The 18,622-nt window shown below is 47.5% G+C and carries 14 protein-coding genes and 1 pseudogene; 11 read left to right on the top strand and 4 right to left on the bottom strand.

Features of this window, described 5'->3' with window-relative positions:
- Window positions 1-440: 440 nt before the first annotated feature.
- The 7 genes and pseudogenes from OK023_RS01300 to OK023_RS01270 all read left to right on the top strand — a co-directional run bounded on the left by OK023_RS01300 (window position 441) and on the right by OK023_RS01270 (window position 8,839).
- The gene (locus OK023_RS01300) at window positions 441-1,235 is read left to right on the top strand and encodes a transcriptional regulator (protein WP_317694398.1); all 795 of its coding nucleotides are present in this window, start codon (window positions 441-443) and stop codon (window positions 1,233-1,235) included.
- Between the two features lie 3 nt (window positions 1,236-1,238).
- On the top strand, window positions 1,239-1,760 hold the full coding sequence (locus OK023_RS01295; protein WP_317694397.1) for a FidL-like protein: 522 nt from the start codon (window positions 1,239-1,241) through the stop codon (window positions 1,758-1,760).
- 797 nt (window positions 1,761-2,557) lie between these two features.
- Window positions 2,558-3,952, top strand: a complete 1,395-nt coding sequence (locus OK023_RS01290; protein ID WP_317694395.1) for an acetaldehyde dehydrogenase (acetylating) — start codon at window positions 2,558-2,560, stop codon at window positions 3,950-3,952.
- Window positions 3,953-4,364: 412 nt separating this feature from the next.
- Window positions 4,365-6,746, top strand: a pseudogene (gene cutC / locus OK023_RS01285) (choline trimethylamine-lyase); the annotation flags it as partial.
- 73 nt (window positions 6,747-6,819) lie between these two features.
- Window positions 6,820-7,770 (top strand): choline TMA-lyase-activating enzyme, encoded by a 951-nt coding sequence (gene cutD / locus OK023_RS01280; RefSeq protein WP_317694394.1) that lies wholly within the window; start codon window positions 6,820-6,822, stop codon window positions 7,768-7,770.
- 372 nt (window positions 7,771-8,142) lie between these two features.
- A complete protein-coding gene (locus OK023_RS01275) occupies window positions 8,143-8,499 on the top strand; it encodes a multidrug efflux SMR transporter (RefSeq protein WP_317694393.1) in 357 nt (118 codons plus the stop codon).
- A 10-nt stretch (window positions 8,500-8,509) separates the two neighbouring features.
- The gene (locus OK023_RS01270) at window positions 8,510-8,839 is read left to right on the top strand and encodes a multidrug efflux SMR transporter (RefSeq protein WP_317694391.1); all 330 of its coding nucleotides are present in this window, start codon (window positions 8,510-8,512) and stop codon (window positions 8,837-8,839) included.
- A 364-nt stretch (window positions 8,840-9,203) separates the two neighbouring features.
- On the opposite strand, the gene OK023_RS01265 is transcribed toward OK023_RS01270, so the two are convergent.
- A complete protein-coding gene (locus OK023_RS01265; protein WP_317694389.1) occupies window positions 9,204-9,929 on the bottom strand; it encodes an ankyrin repeat domain-containing protein in 726 nt (241 codons plus the stop codon).
- 236 nt (window positions 9,930-10,165) lie between these two features.
- Between OK023_RS01265 and OK023_RS01260 the strand changes: the two genes are divergently transcribed.
- Window positions 10,166-10,762 carry an NAD(P)H-dependent oxidoreductase gene (locus OK023_RS01260; RefSeq protein ID WP_317694388.1) on the top strand — a complete coding sequence of 199 codons (597 nt, stop codon included), beginning with the start codon at window positions 10,166-10,168 and terminating at the stop codon, window positions 10,760-10,762.
- A 42-nt stretch (window positions 10,763-10,804) separates the two neighbouring features.
- Here OK023_RS01260 and OK023_RS01255 read toward each other — a convergent pair whose 3' ends face one another.
- A complete protein-coding gene (locus OK023_RS01255) occupies window positions 10,805-11,728 on the bottom strand; it encodes a LysR family transcriptional regulator (protein WP_317694387.1) in 924 nt (307 codons plus the stop codon).
- 403 nt (window positions 11,729-12,131) lie between these two features.
- Here OK023_RS01255 and OK023_RS01250 point away from each other — a divergent pair, with 403 nt between their 5' ends.
- Complete coding sequence (locus OK023_RS01250; protein ID WP_317694386.1) at window positions 12,132-13,964, top strand: glycoside hydrolase family 28 protein; 1,833 nt, start codon at window positions 12,132-12,134, stop codon at window positions 13,962-13,964.
- Between the two features lie 43 nt (window positions 13,965-14,007).
- Here OK023_RS01250 and lptG read toward each other — a convergent pair whose 3' ends face one another.
- Both lptG and lptF read right to left on the bottom strand, forming a co-directional pair.
- Window positions 14,008-15,078, bottom strand: coding sequence for an LPS export ABC transporter permease LptG (gene lptG, locus OK023_RS01245; RefSeq protein WP_317694385.1), 1,071 nt, complete (start codon window positions 15,076-15,078; stop codon window positions 14,008-14,010).
- The gene (lptF, locus tag OK023_RS01240; protein ID WP_317694384.1) at window positions 15,078-16,172 is read right to left on the bottom strand and encodes an LPS export ABC transporter permease LptF; all 1,095 of its coding nucleotides are present in this window, start codon (window positions 16,170-16,172) and stop codon (window positions 15,078-15,080) included. The genes lptG and lptF overlap by 1 nt, the downstream gene beginning before the upstream one ends.
- Window positions 16,173-16,455: 283 nt before the next feature.
- Here lptF and pepA point away from each other — a divergent pair, with 283 nt between their 5' ends.
- Together pepA and OK023_RS01230 are read left to right on the top strand one after the other, a co-directional pair.
- Window positions 16,456-17,967: a leucyl aminopeptidase gene (pepA, locus tag OK023_RS01235; RefSeq protein WP_317694383.1), complete on the top strand. Its 1,512-nt coding sequence runs from the start codon at window positions 16,456-16,458 to the stop codon at window positions 17,965-17,967.
- A gap of 202 nt (window positions 17,968-18,169) precedes the next feature.
- Window positions 18,170-18,619, top strand: coding sequence for a DNA polymerase III subunit chi (locus OK023_RS01230; protein ID WP_317694382.1), 450 nt, complete (start codon window positions 18,170-18,172; stop codon window positions 18,617-18,619).
- The last annotated feature ends 3 nt before the right edge of the window (window positions 18,620-18,622 follow it).

Raw genomic sequence — 18,622 nt, 5'->3', positions numbered from 1 at the left:
TAGCACTATTAGACGCAGCCTAGTACAGCGTTTATAGAAACTCATTTCCTCTTGTGGCCTTAATCCTCCCTTTTCCAGTCAGTAAAGATTTTCTAATGAATAGTTTGAACTGGTAGACATTATTCCAGATTGGTCAGACCTATACGGGACAGGGCTTGACCTTGATCAAAATTAATACCCCCACTGGTCGGTATGATCCACCGAATAAACATCTACATCCATAGAGGAAAGCCCCGGAAAGCTGTAACAACCGTTGCTCAAAAACAGCCAGCATTATGCAGCTAAAGGCCGGAACGCCGCGTTTTCCGTAAATGTCGTTGTCAATCAGGCCGGTGTTAATAAAGAAGGATTACCGCATCGTTTCTCCGGCTGACGTTGATAATACAATTGGCGGCAATGACCTGCTGGGAGTATTAGGCTGTTAGCACGCGGGGGCGATAATGAAATTTAAAATTAATGCCTTTCTTATTTATGATGCCACCGAGGGTTCACTCAAGCTCGACGACGACGGCAAGTCCGATACACAACTCACCATCACGGCCAATGCACTGCTGTTCTTTATGATCCAGAACCCTGGTGTGATCAGCCGCGATATGGTGATGCAGCGGGTCTGGGATGACAAAGGACTGGTGTCATCCAATAGTAACCTAAACCAATACCTGAGTATGCTGCGCAAAGCCTTCCGCAGTTATGGTATTGAGAATATTATCGTCACCGTAGCGCGTGGTCGGCTGGAACTGAATCCAGATCTAACAATAGAAGTGATCGATGACACCTTACCCCATTCGGTGATAGATGCCGGTGAAGGCGAACGGCCAGAGCAAATAGTGCCTCCTCCCGCCCCAAGACCTTCTGCCGTTAACAGCCCCGATCGCTATTGGGGTTATGCGGGTGTAGCGATATCACTGCTGGCAGTCGCCCTGCTCGGCTGGTCCTGGGCCAATAGCGGCAGCATGAAACCTATCACTCTCACCCCCATCGCGCAGGAACCTGTTGAGGTATTTTCCACTGACATGATGATTAACCCCAGAATGCGTGAAAACTACCTGAACAACTTCATTGCTGTAAAAGAAAAAAAGAAAATACCGTACAACAAGGACGAAAGATTTCTTTTCTTTTACGGTGATAAGCTGCAATCCAATGGTTTAGGCCGCACATTTCTCGCTCACTGTGCCAAACATCAAGATAATTCATTCAGTTACTGCGATAATTATTTTTATTATTCATGGAAGTAAATTATGAAAAAATGGGCTTTGGGACGAGCTTTATTTATCTTCTCTATTATACTTTTGCTGATTGCGACATTTATCATCATCAGGCACACTCCATTAAACCATAACGGTATTTTAAATTGCTCAACCAAAGCCATCATGCATTTCGAAGATACCATTACCGAGTCTGTTAATGTCAATATTCACTTCAATTTTAACGATAAAGGTAAAGGTTCAATTGTGGTCGAAGGATATTCAGACTCAAGCGCTGGATGGCTTTATTTTCAACGTTATGTTCAGTTTGACTACACCAGCAAACGCGTTTCCCCCAGCTCTCGTTATTATCAAATCAACCACTGGGTGGCCAGCAAGTCTTCTATCGACCAATCTCCCGACGTTATTTTTGACTACTTTATGCGCGAAATGTCAGACAGCCACGACGGCCTGTCACTGACTATGGAGAAAATTAACCCCGATACAGTGTTACTCAGTTCGATCAACTCACCGCTGTACATTTGTACTCTAAAGCCTGGCAGCCTAACGATTTAATCACACAATTAAGTGAACCAAGCCAACTTGAACTGATTGTGGCGCATAATCCATGAGTACCATAGTCCATAATTATCAATGCTGTTCAACATAGCGATTATTGAAAAGCCATACCATTTTTATGAATACTATCAGCCCAATTTACAAACAAAAAAATGACCTGAAAAAATACCGCGCTAATAGGAGCACCTATTAGGTATATACCCAAAATAATTCGAGTTGCTTGTAGTCGGCAACTGAGCGAAGCCCCAGGAGCTTACTCAGGTAAGTGACTGGGGTGAGCGAAGGCAGTCAGTCAACACCCAAGCAACTTGAAGTATGACGAGTATACCGAGCCATCCCCTGCAAACACAATGTAAAAACCTGCACTACTTCACATTCTAGGCTCCATCATGTTAGCGAAACCATCCATGTAATAACCATAAAATTAACGATCTGATTAAACAGTGAGTAAAATCCGCACACAGCAATTTTTAGTCAGACAATGAGGCTATTACTGGAACGATTACCAGAATAGAAACATAAATAAACAATAAATATAGCGTTAATCATAGAGTAAAAAACCAAATATATAGCAATCAGCGAATTTATATTTTGAATAATCATTTAATAGGTATAGTGCATTTAGCCGCTCGAAAAGCCTTGCTCCACGCTTATCAAACTGTGCCATTGAAGATGAAAGTACTGATATCTAGAGACGTCGAGGTACCGGTCAGTGGCAATGAATAAATCCCGATGAGATTTACACCAGTAAGTGATTCGGGGGGGAATGAAACGTCTGTTCAGGGGATAATATAATGACGCTATCAGATCCAGATTTACAATCTATTCAGCAGGCTCGCACTCTGATTAATAATGCTAAACAGGCGCAATTGCAGTTTGCCAAATTTTCACAAGAAAAAATCGATGGCATTGTAAAGCATATTGCCAACGAAGCAGCAGAGCACGCTGGAGAGTTAGCAAAACTGGCTCATGAAGAAACAGGTTTTGGTAACTGGCAAGACAAAGTATTAAAGAACATTTTTGCCTCCAAGAAGGTTTATGAATACATTAAAGACTTAAAAACCATCGGTATTATTCACGACGACCTGCAAAATAAAGTCATGAGTGTGGGTGTTCCTTTGGGGGTAATTACCGCTTTGGTGCCGTCGACCAATCCTACCTCTACTATTATTTATAAAACGCTGATCGCGCTAAAAGCAGGGAATGCAATTATTTTCTCCCCGCACCCTGGCGCTCAACAATGCAGCCTGCGCACACTTGAAATCGTTAAGAATGCGGCCCAACAGGCTGGTGCCCCTGCAGGTATCGTTGACGGTCTGAGCAAGATGACGTTGGAAGGCACCACAACGCTGATGCGCAGTAAAGACGTCTCCCTGATCCTGGCAACCGGTGGCGAAGGCATGGTGCGAGCCGCCTACGGTTCGGGCACACCCACCATCAGTGGTGGTCCCGGCAATAATCCGGCGTTTATCGAGCGCAGTGCCAACATCAAACAGGCCGTCAGCGATATCATCGCGAGCAAAACCTTTGATAATGGCGTGATCTGCGCCTCAGAACAGTCGATCATCGTGGAAAAATCTATCTACCAAGATGTACACCGCGAACTGTTGGCACAGGGTGCCTACTTTATGAACGATGAAGAATCTGCTCGTTTGGCCAGCATTCTGTTACGTCCGAACGGTATGATTAATCCTGAAATAGTAGGTAAAAACGCACTGTATCTCAGTGAGCAAGCCAGGTTGAACGTCCCCTACAACACGCAGGTGCTGATTTCGTTGCAAAACAGTGTTTCGCGCCAAAATCCTTATGCCCGTGAAAAACTCTGCCCGGTGCTCGGTATGTATATCGAAGAGGATTACTCCTGCGCCTCTAAACGCGCGCTTGAACTTCTGACTAACGAGGGTCTGGGGCATACGCTGGTGATTCACACCCAAAACCAGGAAGTGGTACGCGAATTCGCACTACAAAAACCCGTGCACCGTATCCTGATTAATACACCATCCGCTTTAGGTGCCATAGGCGCTACCACCAATCTGGTTCCGTCGTTAACTCTGGGTTGCGGTGCCATCGGGGGCGGTTCGAGTTCCGACAACGTTGGCCCAATGAACCTGCTTAACATCCGAAAAGTAGGCTATGGCGTGCGCAGTGTTGACGATCTGCGTCAGCCAACTCAAAACGGCCATAAGTAAGAACTCGGAGCCTGTTAGAGAAGCCATTAACGGTCTAGGCCAGCATCGGCAGTCTGAAAAACGCTTTTAAGGTTTGTTCTGGCAAAGAGATCAGTCCGTGGGGCTTCGTAACCGTTGCCCCTAAACCAACCTGCGCAACAAAGTTAGAAATTGCGCCTATTACCGCCTAATCATGCCTGTCATCAGGCAATAACAATCTACCTAACGCATTTTACGTGATTGCGTAAAAACGAAAAATATCAGGAGAGATTTGAATATGGGCCACCATTCATTAACGACACAAGCGAAACCGCTGGGAAAAAAAAACTCGTCCTCCAAACGCCCCACCAATGCTGAAAACACCACCATTTTGGAAACGTTGAAAAACGCTGCCTCCACGCACAGTACGGCATCAGCACCCGTGGCAACCGGCCAGTTAGAAGGATTGACACCTCGCCTGCAAAGACTGCGTGCTAACTACCTAAAAGCTCGCCCAAGCGTATCGATCTACCGCGCAATCGCCTTTACCGAGGTTGCTAAAAATAATCCTGGCCTGCCGACCATTCTATTACGCGCCAAATCTTTCCGCGCAGCCTGCGAGGCGGCACCCATTTTGGTTCAGCAAGATGAGTTGATCGTCGGGCACCCCTGCGGTAAACCGCGTGCTGGGGCATTCTCGCCAGATATTGCCTGGCGCTGGGTGAAAGACGAACTGGATACCATGGCGACACGCCCGCAGGACCCCTTCATCATTTCTGAAGCCGACAAGAAAGTGATCCGCGAAGAGATCGTTCCGTTTTGGGAAGGTCGCTCAGTGGATGAGGTCTGTGAGGCACAGTACCGTGAAGCCGGTATCTGGGCATTCAGCGGCGAAACCTACGTCAGCGATCTCTCCTATCACCAGATTAACGGCGGTGGTGATACCTGTCCTGGCTACGACGTCCTGCTGTTTACCAAGGGGATGAAGGGTATCAAAGCCGATGCCCAGCAACGTCTTGATGCATTGAGCATGGAAAATCCAGAAGATATCGACAAGATCTACTTCTACAAATCCGCAATAGAAACCTGTGAAGGAGTGATGGCTTACGCCCGAAGGATTGCAGAGAAAGCCCGTGAACTCGCTGCCGATGAACAAGATCCGGCTCGTCGTGCCGAACTGCTTGTCATTGCTGAAACCAACGAAAACGTACCGGCCAATCCACCAAAAACTCTGCAGGAAGCACTACAGAGTATCTGGACTGTAGAATCCCTGTTTGAAGTGGAAGAGAACCAGACGGGTCTGTCGCTAGGCCGTGTTGATCAATACTGCTACCCAATGTATAAGGCGGACATCGACTCTGGTCGCCTGACGCAAGAGCAGGCCTTAGAGCTGTTGCAAGCTTTCATCATCAAGTGCGCCGAACTGATGTGGATGTCTAGCGAACTGGGTGCCAAGTACTTTGCTGGCTATCAGCCTTTCATCAACCTGACTGTCGGCGGGCAAAAACGCAGCGGTGGCGATGCCTGTAATGAACTCACCTACCTGATTATGGACGCGGTGCGTTTTGTCAAAGTATATCAACCCTCGCTGGCATGCCGTATCCATAACCAATCCCCACAGAAATACATGGAGAAAATCGTGGATGTGGTGAAAGCCGGAATGGGATTCCCGGCCTGCCACTTTGATGATGCACATATCAAGATGATGTTGCGCAAAGGCTTTGATTTTAATGATGCCCGTGACTACTGCCTAATGGGCTGTGTGGAGCCGCAAAAATCTGGCCGCATCTATCAGTGGACCTCTACAGGGTATACCCAGTGGCCCATCGCCATCGAATTCGTCCTCAACCGTGGCCGTATGGTGCTATATGATAGCTACCAAGGCCTGGATACCGGTGAATTACATACGCTGGAAACCTTCGAGGATTTTGAACAGGCAGTGAAAAAGCAGATTGCACATATCGTCAAGCTATCTGCTATTGGTACCGTGATTAGCCAGCGCGTACACCGCGAGGTGGCACCGAAACCGTTGATGTCGCTGATGGTAGAAGGCTGCATGGAACAAGGTAAAGATGTCTCCGCTGGCGGGGCAATTATTAACCACGGCCCAGGGTTGATCTTTTCGGGTCTAGCGACCTATGTCGATTCTATGGCAGCAATCCGCAAACTGGTTTATCAGGATGGCAAATACAGCCTTGAGCAGATCCGCGATGCGCTGCTGGCCAATTTCGCAGGGTTTGAACAGCTTCGCCGCGACTGTTTGAACGCGCCGAAGTATGGCAACGATGATGATAGCGTGGATCAGTTCGCACTTGATATCACCGAGTGGACCGAGCGTGAATGCCGTAAGTACAAGATGCTCTACTCCACCATGAGTCACGGCACGCTGTCGATCTCCAACAACACGCCGATCGGTGCACTGACCGCAGCCACGCCGAATGGCCGTCTGGCGTGGATGCCGCTCTCCGACGGCATTAGCCCAACCCAAGGCGCAGATAAACAAGGGCCAACCGCCGTTATCAAGTCAGTCAGTAAAATGAATATGGAAACCATGAACATTGGCATGGTGCACAACTTCAAGTTCCTTAAAGGATTGCTTGATACCCCTGAAGGCAAAAATGGACTGATCACGCTGCTGCGCACGGCTTCTATTCTGGGTAATGGCCAGATGCAGTTTAGCTATGTAGATAACGAAGTACTGAAAAAAGCACAGCTCGAACCGGAAAAATACCGCGACCTGATCGTTCGCGTCGCCGGATACAGTGCTTACTTTGTCGAACTGTGTAAAGAAGTTCAGGATGAAATTATCAGCCGGACGATAATTGAGAAGTTCTGATCCTGACCGGGGTAAAACAGGGAAGTTTTCCCCAAATCTGTCCTGAGTGGGTGAAACAAAGAGGATGAAATAAATGGATAATTTGCTGGAGAAAAAAGGGCGAATATTTAATATCCAGAAATACTCTATCTATGACGGAGACGGTATTCGCACTCTGATTTTTTTCAAAGGTTGTAATATCCGCTGTGCATGGTGCGCAAACCCCGAAGGGATAAGCAGCAATTTTCAAGTCATGTTTTCACGAGATAAATGTGTCAGCTGTGGAGAATGTGTCGATGTTTGCCCAGTGGGTATTCATTCATTAATCAGAGATACGGAAGGTCACCCTCAGCATCGCGTTGACCGCAACATAGCGTGTACGGGCTGTCGAAAATGTGAGGAAACTTGCCCCTCTGAAGCGCTGGATATTATGGGGAAAGACGTTACCGTGCAGGAATTAATGGATATTATCCTGCAGGATGTTGACTTCTATTATGCTTCTGGGGGTGGGGTCACTCTTGGAGGAGGCGAATTAAGTATGCAAACGGATTTTGCTGCCGCATTGCTGACCGAATGCAAAAAAATGATGATTAATACCGCCATTGAAACGAATGGCACCACTTCTTTAGCGAATTATGAAAAATTGGCTAAATGTACCGATATGTTCCTTTTCGATCTTAAACACATCAACAGTGTTAGGCATAAAGAGTTATTCGGCATGGGTAATGAGAGAGTCAAGAGGAATCTAGAACGTTTAGTCGAACTTGGTGCCAATATTGTAGTACGCATACCGCTGGTGCGTGGATGTAACGACTCTCACGATGCCATCGACGGTGTGATTAATTATGTGACTCAGTTGGCGCAACGTGGAAATATTATCCGCATCGATATTTTGCCCTATCACGAATTGGGAAAAAATAAATATGACAAGCTCGAGATGATCTATCCAGTCACAGGTAATCTTGGCTACAGTGCTCAAGAATTAGACCAACTTGCGGCTTATTTCCAACGCTTTGATTTTGATATTAGACTGGTAAAGCACTAGGCTGTGTCCCTTAACTGTCCGTGGTGTGATTAAACCCTTTGGGCTAGTGCCATTTGCGCGCAGTTAAGGGACGCTGCCTAAAGACCTATCCTATTAGATGTTTCTAGTGCGGGTAATTTGGACATGGGAAAACAGCGTACATGCAGTAGGTGAGAAGTTCGATAGAAACTAAAGCATCCTCTGCCAACAACAAAGAAACCGCACTTTCTTATATCGCATTTAATATATTTAAAGGACGTAAGTGCATTATTCAGCAAGATAGAACTCAACCAAACCACTGTCAAAATATAATTGTAATGAAAATAAATTGAGAATTTTTTACATTTTTTAAACCAAGCTTGCTCTTCAATTAAATATATAGGAGTTTACTCTATGTCAGCTAAAGTTAAGGCATGGTTATGGATGTTATTAGTTATACTTTCTGAAACTTCAGCAACATCCACGTTAAAAATGTTTGACAATAGTGAAGGCAGTACCAAAACGCTATTATTAGGTTTAATCGTCGTATTATATTGCGTTTGCTATTACTCATTATCCAATGCGGTAAAATATATTCCCGTTGGTCTCGCTTATGCGACTTGGTCGGGCACTGGGATATTAATGGTATCCAGCCTAGGGATGGTATTTTACGGTCAGCATCCCGATGCTCCGGCTATTATCGGCATGGTAGTCATTGCCAGCGGCATCGTGATCATGAACCTTTTTTCAAAAATGGGCTCTTCCGAATAAGGTATGAATTATGTTTAATATTGGCTTCCTGTGGTTGGCATTGTCTATCGGCTCAGAAATTACCGGTACGTCGATGATCAAAAAAACCAACAACTTCAAAAAACTCGGCCCTTCGATACTCGTGATAGTGGCTTACTGCCTGTGTTATTTCGCCCTGACCCGTGCCATGGGGTATGTACCTGTAGGGGTTGCCTATTCACTATGGTGTGGTTTTGGTATTGTCGGCGTCACTTTCGTTTCCATGCTGCTCTACAAACAGAAACCCGATCTACCCGCCATCTTTGCCATGGCGCTGATTATCAGCGGTGGGGTTATTATGAATACCTTCTCGCAAATGTAGGTTTCATCCTTAATGACAGATTAGCCAGCCGTTGAACATAGAGCATAGGTATGCGATGCGTCCCTTCACGGCTGGATCCACAGCGTTTCACATCACTCCCGCCTGAAGCTTAAAATGAAACAATTTAAGCTTAGCTATCCCCGCCATCCTTCAAACTCTAGGGATGTTACCTTCCTTCATTCACTACAGCCTAATTCATGGGGATTCATGAGTCTCATCCTTGAGGCTCACTCAACGGCCATCTCACGCGCTGTTCAAGTCAGCTCCCAACAGCGTTGTCGCTCAATTGTGCCACCTACCTGCATCTTGATAGAACTTAGGTATATCCGAGCAGGCATTTCTTTTTTAGCGCTTACCATCCAGGTTAATTGCAGCTGGATTTTCCAGTTTTATGGTTGATCGCCCCTTTTTCTATCAATAGGTTAGCCACATCAACAAAGCCATTTTCACAGGCTCCGCTAAGCGGGCTAGCGTCGATTTTTGGGGTTTCGTTGACGGCTACCACGTTTAAATCGGGATTGAACTGTAGAATATATTTTACGGTATCCAGCCTTCCATCAACCGCAGCCACCATAAACAAGGTTTCACCGTCTTTTTCTTTGGCGTTCCAGTCTATTTCATTTTTTAAACGTTCATGGAGGTATTTGACTACCTCGACGTTCTTGCCCATCACTGCCGACTTGACGCTATTATATACGTCGGCACGGTCTGTAGCGCGGATATCAGCCCCTTTTTCAACCAGGTACTGAACGATATCGAAATAACCGATAAAAGCAGCCCAGCCTAATGCTGTTTGCCCCAGTGAAGCTTCATCCTTAGCTTCAAGATTTTGCCCCGCTTCCACCATTTTTTTTACCGTTGCAAGATTGCCTTGCTTTACCGCATCAAACCAGGCTGCATCAGGACCTTGGGAAGGCTTTTCGTAAAAAATTCGGTGTGACAGTAAGTGAGGGTTAGCGATTTCCTGCATTTCGGCTTTGCTGAATCTGAACTTGGAGAGATCAACACTGCTGGTATTCTCTTGCGCCTGTAAATTAAAACTGCTTAGAGAGAGCAAACTGGCAATTAATAAGATTTTTTTAACGTTCATATTCTTATCTTCCTGAAACGGTTAATTTTAATACATCGTTCTAATCCTGATGGCAGGAAGAATTTTACCCATCACAATTTTTATTTACCATGCTTTATTGTTTCTTTTTGGGAATCAATTTCTATAAAAAACTTCAACAATATTTTATTTTATCTAGTGATAGTATTTTCGGATTAAATCAGGCACCGATAATAATGCTGCTTTTTTATAACCAAATTCAGGAAATATGAAATATCATGAGTAAGATCCTTGTACTTAAATCCAGCATCATGGGGCCAGCCTCTCAAACAAACTCACTAATTGATGCTTTTCTATCTGAACGCCGGCAAAAAGCGCTTCATGATGAGATTATCGAACATGACCTGACAACGCTTGAGTTGCCAGTTCTGGATAGCGAATTATTCGACGCACTGCGAAATGGGCAAAATTTGAGCTCTCGAGCTCGCCAGGTTGTCACTCTTTCTGACCAGCTGATAGCTGAGTTGAAAAAAAGCGAGATTCTCGTCATTGGTGCACCTATGTATAACCTGAATGTACCCACTCAACTCAAAAACTGGTTCGACTTGGTGGCTCGGGCCGGAGTAACGTTCAAATATACTGAAACCTATCCGCAGGGCCTTGTTGAAGGGGTGAAGGCGGTAGTCATCAGTTCTCGCGGTGGAATTCATGTTGATCAGGCGACAGACGCGGTGACACCTTATTTACGCTCAGTTCTGAGTTTGCTCGGCATAAACGACGTTGAGTTTGTTTATGCTGAAGGTATGGATATCAAACATCACGGACGCGACAAAGGTATCGCAGAAGCACGAGCAAAAATTCTAGCCTTAGCATAATTCAAGAGCTCTTGGTCAGGATCTTATGAGGTACGTCACACTTCATTCAAAAGGCGCTTCTGCTAATGCCATTCTCTGCGGCAGCTCGCTGACCAGACGATCTACCGCAACCCTGACCTTGAGCGCAAGACGTGGCGTGCGCGGCCAAACCGCATAAATCGGCCAAAGTTCCGTATTCATATTTTTCAATATTTCCTGCAATGCCCCCAACTGCAACGCATCACGAGCCAGCCAGTAAGGCAACCAGGCAATACCGCTCCCCGCCATGGCAGCTCCTTTGACAGCCTGCATATCATCCATCATAAGTCTTGCAGCAGGCGTAATTTCCCACACGTTGCCATCAGCCCTCTTTGCTCGCCATTTTTGTATACGCCCCGAACGGATATAGGCAATAGCCGCATGCTGGCTGAGCATTTCTTCCGACGTCGGTTCACCTGCCAGGCTTAAATAAGACGGTGACGCGCAGAACACCATACGGTGCGCGGCAATTTTTCGGGCTATCAGGCTGGTACTGTCAGGCAAATTTCCGATCCGGATGGCTAAATCGAAACCTTCTTCGGTGATATCTACGATCCTGTCGCTAAAAGACATTTCCAGTTCAAGACCTGAATGTTCTCGCATTAATTCGGTGAGGAGTGGCGCGATACAAAGATGACCGAACAAGACCGGAACAGAAATCCTTAAACGTCCGCTTACCTGAAGTTTTTCTCCTTCAAGTATTTCTTCAGCTTTCAGGATTTCGTTAACAGCACGCCGACAATACTCATAATAAAGAATGCCTTCGTCAGTAAGACTTTGGCTACGGGTTGTTCTATTAAACAGGGATACACCAAGCCTAGACTCCAACCGAGCAATGGTCTTGGTGATAGCAGAGCGCGTGAGGTGAAGATTTTCTGCAGCTTTTGAAAAATTACCTGTTTCGGCTGCCACAAGGAAGACAAGAATACCGCTCATTTCACTTTTCATGATACCTGACTCTCGGCAAACCCCATCTATAAATAGTAATGTAAATCTTTCCTGAATAGCAGTTGTCTTTCATGAACGCTGCACAACACCGAAAATCTTGATTGGACATATTTGGCCCAATCAGGCCAGTTTTCTCTTCTCGTGCCTAAAAAAGAACCCTACCACATTTGTTCAACCTTCTACTCTCTGGTTATGTGCCTTCCACTGGAGATGATTTGAGTACCATTAAGGAACACAGCCTAAATACGCAGTTAACACAGGTAGTTAGCTTAAAAAAAGCGCCTCGCACAAACCGAATAGTTAATAATTTGAATGATCATAGTTATTTTATGTAATAGTTGCAGCAATGTACTTGGCGAGACAATATCTCATTATGGAACGCCGTTTCATTATGAGGACATTTATGCGAAGGAATATTAAGTCTCTATCAGTTATGGTCATTTTTCTGCTTGCGCTGACGGCCTGTGATAACTCAGGTAACACCATAGCCTCTCAAACTAACACCACTACCCCGATTAATACTGTTGACCCCACTGATCCTGCTGAACCTATTGAACCACTAACACCATCATCCCGCAGTGGCGCATGGCCAGACTCTGCCCTTAACGATCCCGAACTGGTGGGAAAAGAGCCAGTAATGCCTGAAATTTGCCAAACCCTGACAGCAGAGTTAACTCAGAATGCTTTAGGCTTATTGGATGAAACCGTCGATGCCAACCCAGAACGTTCGCAACCTGATACCATCCGTATCCAAGCAGCAATTAATGCCTGCAGCAGCGGTGCCGTTAAGTTGGTGGTTGGCAACAGCGGGGAAAATGCGTTCCTGAGCGGCCCGCTGACACTTAAAAGTGACGTGATGTTATGGGTCGATCAAGGGATCACCCTTTTTGCCTCACGCAGCCCGGCAGATTATCAGGTTGCCGGTAAAAATAACTGCGGTGAAACCGCAAGCTCTGATAACGGTTGTAATGCGTTAATTACCGGAACAGACGTGCTGAACAGCGGTGTCGTCGGCGAAGGCATCATCGATGGACGGGGTGGAGCGATCATGACCAGCGGGAAATACGCCAATACCCTCACCTGGTGGGACGTGGGTGCACTGACCAAAACGGTCTCTGGCGCCAACCAAAACAATCCACGGCTGATTCAGGTTACCAACAAAAACTCAGCCAAACCTACCAGCCAGAATTTTACACTGTATAAAATCACCTTGCAGAATGCTCCTAAATTCCATTTTGTCCCCAGCGGGGTTAATGGGGTAACCGTATGGGGAGTGAAGGTATTGACCCCGTCACTGGCTTATACCGTGCCAGGTTATGATTGCCCTCCTGGTTCAAAACCCACAACCTCAGGCTCGCCAAACTATACGCGGGCCAGTACCTGCTTTACGCCAGATACCACCAAAAATACTGATGCTATCGATCCTGGCCAATCGCAAAATGTGTTGATCGCCTACAATCACATCAGCACGGGTGATGACGGCGTTGCCATAAAATCGCATAACAGCAGTGCCTGTGTGCCCCCTATTGCCGATAAATATGCTGGCCAACTGCCAATTTACACCGTCAGTAACGTCAAAATTTTACATAATCGGCTCTACTTTACTCATGGCATGTCGATTGGCAGTGAAACCGATTGTGGGATCAAAGACGTAGAGATCCGAGATCTTACTATTGATGGCCATGACGCTGATTTTGCCGTTGGGGTGCGTATCAAAACCGATATGAGCGTTGGGGGTGAAGTGAAGAACGTGAGTTATGATGGCGTCTGCATCCGTCGTGCTCAGGAAGCACTGACCATAGACACCTATTACAGTAAGAAAATCGGCCAAGCCTACCCAGATATTCAGGGTATCACCATCAAGAACTACCACTATGTGGACACTCCTGGCTCTATTTACAATGGTGAGAACGTTCGTGTGACCTTGCGTGGCTTCAGCTCTGATGGCCAGGCTCTGCCACTAAGAAATATTGTGCTTGATAACACCGTGTTTGATAGCAGCCCGCTATTAGCCAGCAAAGGCTCGGAAACAATACCTGCAGCCCCCTCCTATGCACAGATAACTATGGGGCCAGGTCCGGTTTCTATAGCAAATCTGTTGCTGTCGGCAGTGGCGGACGGTGCGCCGGAGTTTGAAGTGTGGGATGACCGTGACGCGCCAGAAACCAATGCAGAAGTACCCTATGATTGCAGTAACGCCTTTGCCCTCTTTCCTTCCGAGGCATCGGCGCTTTAACCACTTTATGGGTGGGGCTACTCCCACCCGTTCCGCGATCGGGCTATTTCCGTTTCATCAACATAAACAAACTGATAACCAGGAATACCAGGCTTGGTAGTAATGCGCCCAGAACCGGCGGCATACTATACACTAGGCTTAATGGGCCGAAGATCTGATCCAGCACGTAAAACAGGAAACCGAAGCTGATACCAGTCACCACACGTACCCCCATCGGCACACTACGCAATGGGCCAAAAATAAAAGACAGCGCCATCAACATCATGACCGCCACCGAAAGCGGCGCGAAGATCTTATCCCACATATTCAACTGATAGCGGCTAGACTCTTGACCGCTTATTTTCAGATACTTCACGTAGTTATGTAACCCACTAATAGACATTGAATCAGGGTCTAATGCCACCACGCCCAGTTTGTCCGGCGTCAGGTTGGTTTTCCATTCCCCCGTTAGCGTCTGCGTTCCTGTCACCTGTTTCTGATCGGTCAGGTCGGAAGTATCTACCTGAGAAAGCTTCCACACACCATCTTCAAAATTGGCACTGGCAGCATAACGCACCGATTGCAACCTGCGTTGGTCATTGAAGTGATAGATGTTGACCCCTGAAAGTTCCGTATCACCAGAAACACGCTCAATGTAGATGAAGTCGTTTCCATCTTTTGCCCACAGACCGGTTTTAGTTGAAAGCAGAGACCCTCCGTACATCTGCTGTGTACGGTAGTTACGCGCCATCTGTTCCGCTTGCGGCGCCACCCATTCACCCACCGCCATAGTAAGAAACACCAGCGGAATGGCGGTTTTCATCACCGAACCGGCAATCTGCATGCGGGTAAAACCGGAAGCCTGCATCACAACTAATTCGCTACGCGTTGCCAAGGTTCCCAAGCCCAGTAATGCTCCCAACAATGCCGCCATAGGGAAGAAAACCTCAACGTCTCGTGGCACGCTGAGCAAAGTAAACATTGTGGCACTCAGTGCAGTGTATTGCCCTTGACCTACCTTCCGTAGCTGTTCAACAAACTTGATGATGCTGGAAAGCGACACCAATAAGAACAGCGTCATGATGATGGTATTAAAAATCGTCTTGCCAATATAGCGGTCTAATACACCAAACATCAGGCCGCTCCTCTCAAACGTGCTCGCAGTCTACGCAACGGTAAGGTGTCCCAAAGGTTAAGTAACAAAGCGATGACAAAGAATATCAGGTTCACCAACCAGTTCCATAGTAACGGATCCAGTTTACCATTACCGGCATTGGAACGAATCGTCGTCTGTAACAGGAAGAAAATCAGATATAACAGAATGGCAGGCAACATACTTAACACTCGTCCCTGACGCGGATTCACTACGCTAAGGGGTACCACTAGGTACGCCATCAGCACGACCGAAAAGACCAACGTCAAACGCCAGTGGAACTCAGCGAGTGCGTCAGGATCGTTCGACAGCCACAGTGCATGCATCGACATCTGTTCTGTCTCGGTCTGATCAACCGCCGCAGGGCGATGACCAATGACAGCCTTGTAATCAGTAAAATCGGTGATGCGGAAATCACGCAGCAGCGCAGTCCCTTCAAAGCGAGAACCTTTATCCAGCCGAACCTCCTGTGAGCCATCGGGATTCTGATAGGTCACGCCGCGTTCTGCCACCACCACGGAAGGACGCTGGTTACCATTTGGCCGCAACTGGGCCAAAAAGACATTATTAAAGCCATTGCCTTTCACGTTACCGACAAACAACACAACATTGCCATCCTGGGAGGTTTGGAACTGTCCCTCCGTCAGCCCGGCAATGCTGGGGTTGGCTTTGGCTTCGGCAATCACCTCATACTGATGAATGGATGCCGACGGCCCCAACCAGAATACGTTGACTGCGGCAATCGCAGAAGTAAAGATTGCCAAGGTCATCGCGGCGATGAGCAATGTCCGTTTACCCAGACCGCAGGCATGCATCACGGTGATTTCGCTTTCGGTATACAACCGCCCAAGCGTTATCAACAAGCCAAGATACAGGCTTAATGGTAAGATGAGTTGCCCCATCTTTGGCACACTCAGTGCCAGCAGGGACAAGACTAAATTTGTCGGAATATTACCGTTAACCGCATCGCCCAATACCTTAACCAGATTCTGACAAAAAAAGATCAAAAGCAGGATGAACAGGATGGCGATTTGGCTCTTTAACGTTTCCCGAATCAGATATCTAATGATGATCACGCTAATTACGCCTGTGAAAACTTGTCTTTTTGCAGGAAAATCGATAGTTTCATCGTTAATCCGCCATTTTTTCTCATCATGTGGCAACCTTCACAGCTAAAATAGTCAGTTAGAACATCAAGCTGCTTGGCTGCCCTATAGGGAGAAGCCTATAGTTACCCAAACAGAGCAGTTTACGCCATTCAGGTTAGTCTATTTAGTTAACTCAATGACGGAAGCCCGAGACGGAGCAGATCATTCTAACGGTAGCTTTCGCTGTTGTCTTTAAGATTCAGGAGAGTGCATGGAGTTCAGTGTAAAAAGCGGTAGCCCGGAAAAACAGCGCAGCGCCTGTATAGTTGTTGGAGTTTTCGAACCACGCCGCCTGTCACCTATCGCAGAACAGCTCGACAAAATTAGTGATGGTTATATCAGCGCATTATTGCGCCGGGGTGAATTAGAAGGCAAGGTCGGGCAGACATTACTGCTGCATCATGTGCCGAACATTCTCTCCGAACGCATTTTGTTGATTGGTTGTGGTAAAGAGCGTGAGCTCGATGAGCGCCAGTATAAACAGGTGATCCAGAAAACCATCAATACCCTCAACGATACCGGTTCCATGGAGGCGGTCTGCTTCCTGACTGAACTGCACGTCAAGGGGCGCAATACTTACTGGAAGGTGCGACAAGCGGTAGAAACAGCGAAAGAAACGCTTTATACCTTTGATCAGTTGAAGAGCAACAAGGTGGAACCACGCCGCCCGCTGCGTAAAATGGTGTTCAACGTACCTACCCGCCGAGAACTCACCAGCGGTGAACGCGCCATCCAGCACGGTCTGGCGGTAGCCGCAGGTATCAAAGCGGCAAAAGATCTCGGTAACATGCCCCCCAATATCTGTAATGCCGGTTATCTGGCATCACAGGCGCGCCAATTAGCAGATGCTTTCAGCAGCAATATCACCACCCGTGTCATCGGCGAACAGCAGATGAAGGATCTGGGGATGAATGCCTATCTGGCCGTCGGTGCCGGCTCGCAAAACGAATCGTTGATGTCTGTGATGGAATACAAAGGTAATCCTAACTCGGACGCCAAACCCATCGTGCTGATTGGTAAAGGGCTGACCTTCGATTCCGGCGGTATCTCTATCAAACCCGCCGATGGTATGGACGAGATGAAGTACGACATGTGTGGTGCCGCTGCCGTATATGGCACGATGCGTGTAGTCGCGGAACTGAACCTACCGCTGAACGTCATCGGCATATTGGCCGGTTGCGAAAACATGCCGGGTGGGCGTGCTTATCGCCCTGGTGACGTGTTGACCACCATGTCGGGCCAAACGGTGGAGGTGCTGAACACCGATGCCGAAGGCCGTCTGGTGCTGTGCGATACATTAACCTATGCAGAGCGTTTCGAACCGGAACTGGTGATTGATATCGCCACTCTAACCGGTGCCTGTGTGATCGCTCTGGGCCATCATATCACTGGCCTGATGTCGAACCATAATCCACTGGCACACGAGTTGATCGGCGCTTCTGAACAATCCGGTGACCGTGCCTGGCGTTTGCCGCTGGCAGACGAGTACTATGAGCAGTTGGATTCCAACTTTGCGGATATGGCCAACATTGGTGGCCGCCCTGGTGGTGCCATCACTGCTGCGTGTTTCCTTTCTCGCTTTACTCGTAAGTACAGTTGGGCACATCTGGATATTGCGGGCACCGCCTGGCGTTCCGGCAAAACCAAAGGCGCCACTGGCCGCCCGGTAGCCATGATCGCGCAGTTCCTGCTTAATCGTGCAGGTCTGAACGGCGACGATTAAATACTCGTCACAATTCAGGTATAATCATCAAGGGCACAGCACGCTGTGCCCTTACATTTTTTACAGGCACCCGATATACCCAATAGCTTTCGAGTTGCGGCAAGGCGGCAACCGAAGGGCTCCCCAGCAGCTCAGAAGAATAAGTGACTGGGGTGAGGGAGGGCAGCCAACACAGCTGCGGCTTGAAAGATGAAAGGTATAAATGAAACAGGCAACGTTCTACCTCCTTGAACACGCTGATCCCGCTGGTGCACTCAGTGCACATGAAGCTATAGCGTGCGCCATTGCCGCAGAAAAGTGGCGAAGCGGCAAGCGGGTACTCATCGCCTGTGAAAGCCAGGAGCAGGCCCAGCGGCTGGATGAAGCACTATGGCAACGTGAACCACATCAATTTGTGCCACATAATCTGGCAGGCGAAGGGCCAAACTTTGGTTCGCCGGTTGAACTATGCTGGCCCAGCAAACGTGGCAATGCCCCGCGCGATCTGCTGATCGCCCTGCAGCCACATTTTGCAGATTTTGCTACTGCTTTCCATGAAGTGGTAGACTTCGTTCCTTACGAAGACACCCTGAAACAGTTGGCGCGCGAACGTTACAAAGCCTATCGCAGCGTCGGCTTCCATTTGACCACGGCCACGCCGCCAACTCACTGAACA

Source organism: Serratia sp. UGAL515B_01 (assembly GCF_033095805.1).
GTDB lineage: Bacteria > Pseudomonadota > Gammaproteobacteria > Enterobacterales > Enterobacteriaceae > Chania.
The sequence above is the reverse complement of the archived record's forward strand: the minus strand, read 5'-3'. Positions and strand labels throughout refer to the sequence as shown.

What these genes read in the sequence shown, in the direction of transcription:
- OK023_RS01300 (WP_317694398.1), top strand. Translation starts at nt 441, where the DNA reads ATGAAATTTAAAATTAATGCCTTTCTTATTTATGATGCCACCGAGGGT.
- OK023_RS01295 (WP_317694397.1), top strand. Translation starts at nt 1,239, where the DNA reads ATGAAAAAATGGGCTTTGGGACGAGCTTTATTTATCTTCTCTATTATA.
- OK023_RS01290 (WP_317694395.1), top strand. Translation starts at nt 2,558, where the DNA reads ATGACGCTATCAGATCCAGATTTACAATCTATTCAGCAGGCTCGCACT.
- cutD (WP_317694394.1), top strand. Translation starts at nt 6,820, where the DNA reads ATGGATAATTTGCTGGAGAAAAAAGGGCGAATATTTAATATCCAGAAA.
- OK023_RS01275 (WP_317694393.1), top strand. Translation starts at nt 8,143, where the DNA reads ATGTCAGCTAAAGTTAAGGCATGGTTATGGATGTTATTAGTTATACTT.
- OK023_RS01270 (WP_317694391.1), top strand. Translation starts at nt 8,510, where the DNA reads ATGTTTAATATTGGCTTCCTGTGGTTGGCATTGTCTATCGGCTCAGAA.
- OK023_RS01265 (WP_317694389.1), bottom strand. Translation starts at nt 9,929, where the DNA reads ATGAACGTTAAAAAAATCTTATTAATTGCCAGTTTGCTCTCTCTAAGC.
- OK023_RS01260 (WP_317694388.1), top strand. Translation starts at nt 10,166, where the DNA reads ATGAGTAAGATCCTTGTACTTAAATCCAGCATCATGGGGCCAGCCTCT.
- OK023_RS01255 (WP_317694387.1), bottom strand. Translation starts at nt 11,728, where the DNA reads ATGAAAAGTGAAATGAGCGGTATTCTTGTCTTCCTTGTGGCAGCCGAA.
- OK023_RS01250 (WP_317694386.1), top strand. Translation starts at nt 12,132, where the DNA reads ATGCGAAGGAATATTAAGTCTCTATCAGTTATGGTCATTTTTCTGCTT.
- lptG (WP_317694385.1), bottom strand. Translation starts at nt 15,078, where the DNA reads ATGTTTGGTGTATTAGACCGCTATATTGGCAAGACGATTTTTAATACC.
- pepA (WP_317694383.1), top strand. Translation starts at nt 16,456, where the DNA reads ATGGAGTTCAGTGTAAAAAGCGGTAGCCCGGAAAAACAGCGCAGCGCC.
- OK023_RS01230 (WP_317694382.1), top strand. Translation starts at nt 18,170, where the DNA reads ATGAAACAGGCAACGTTCTACCTCCTTGAACACGCTGATCCCGCTGGT.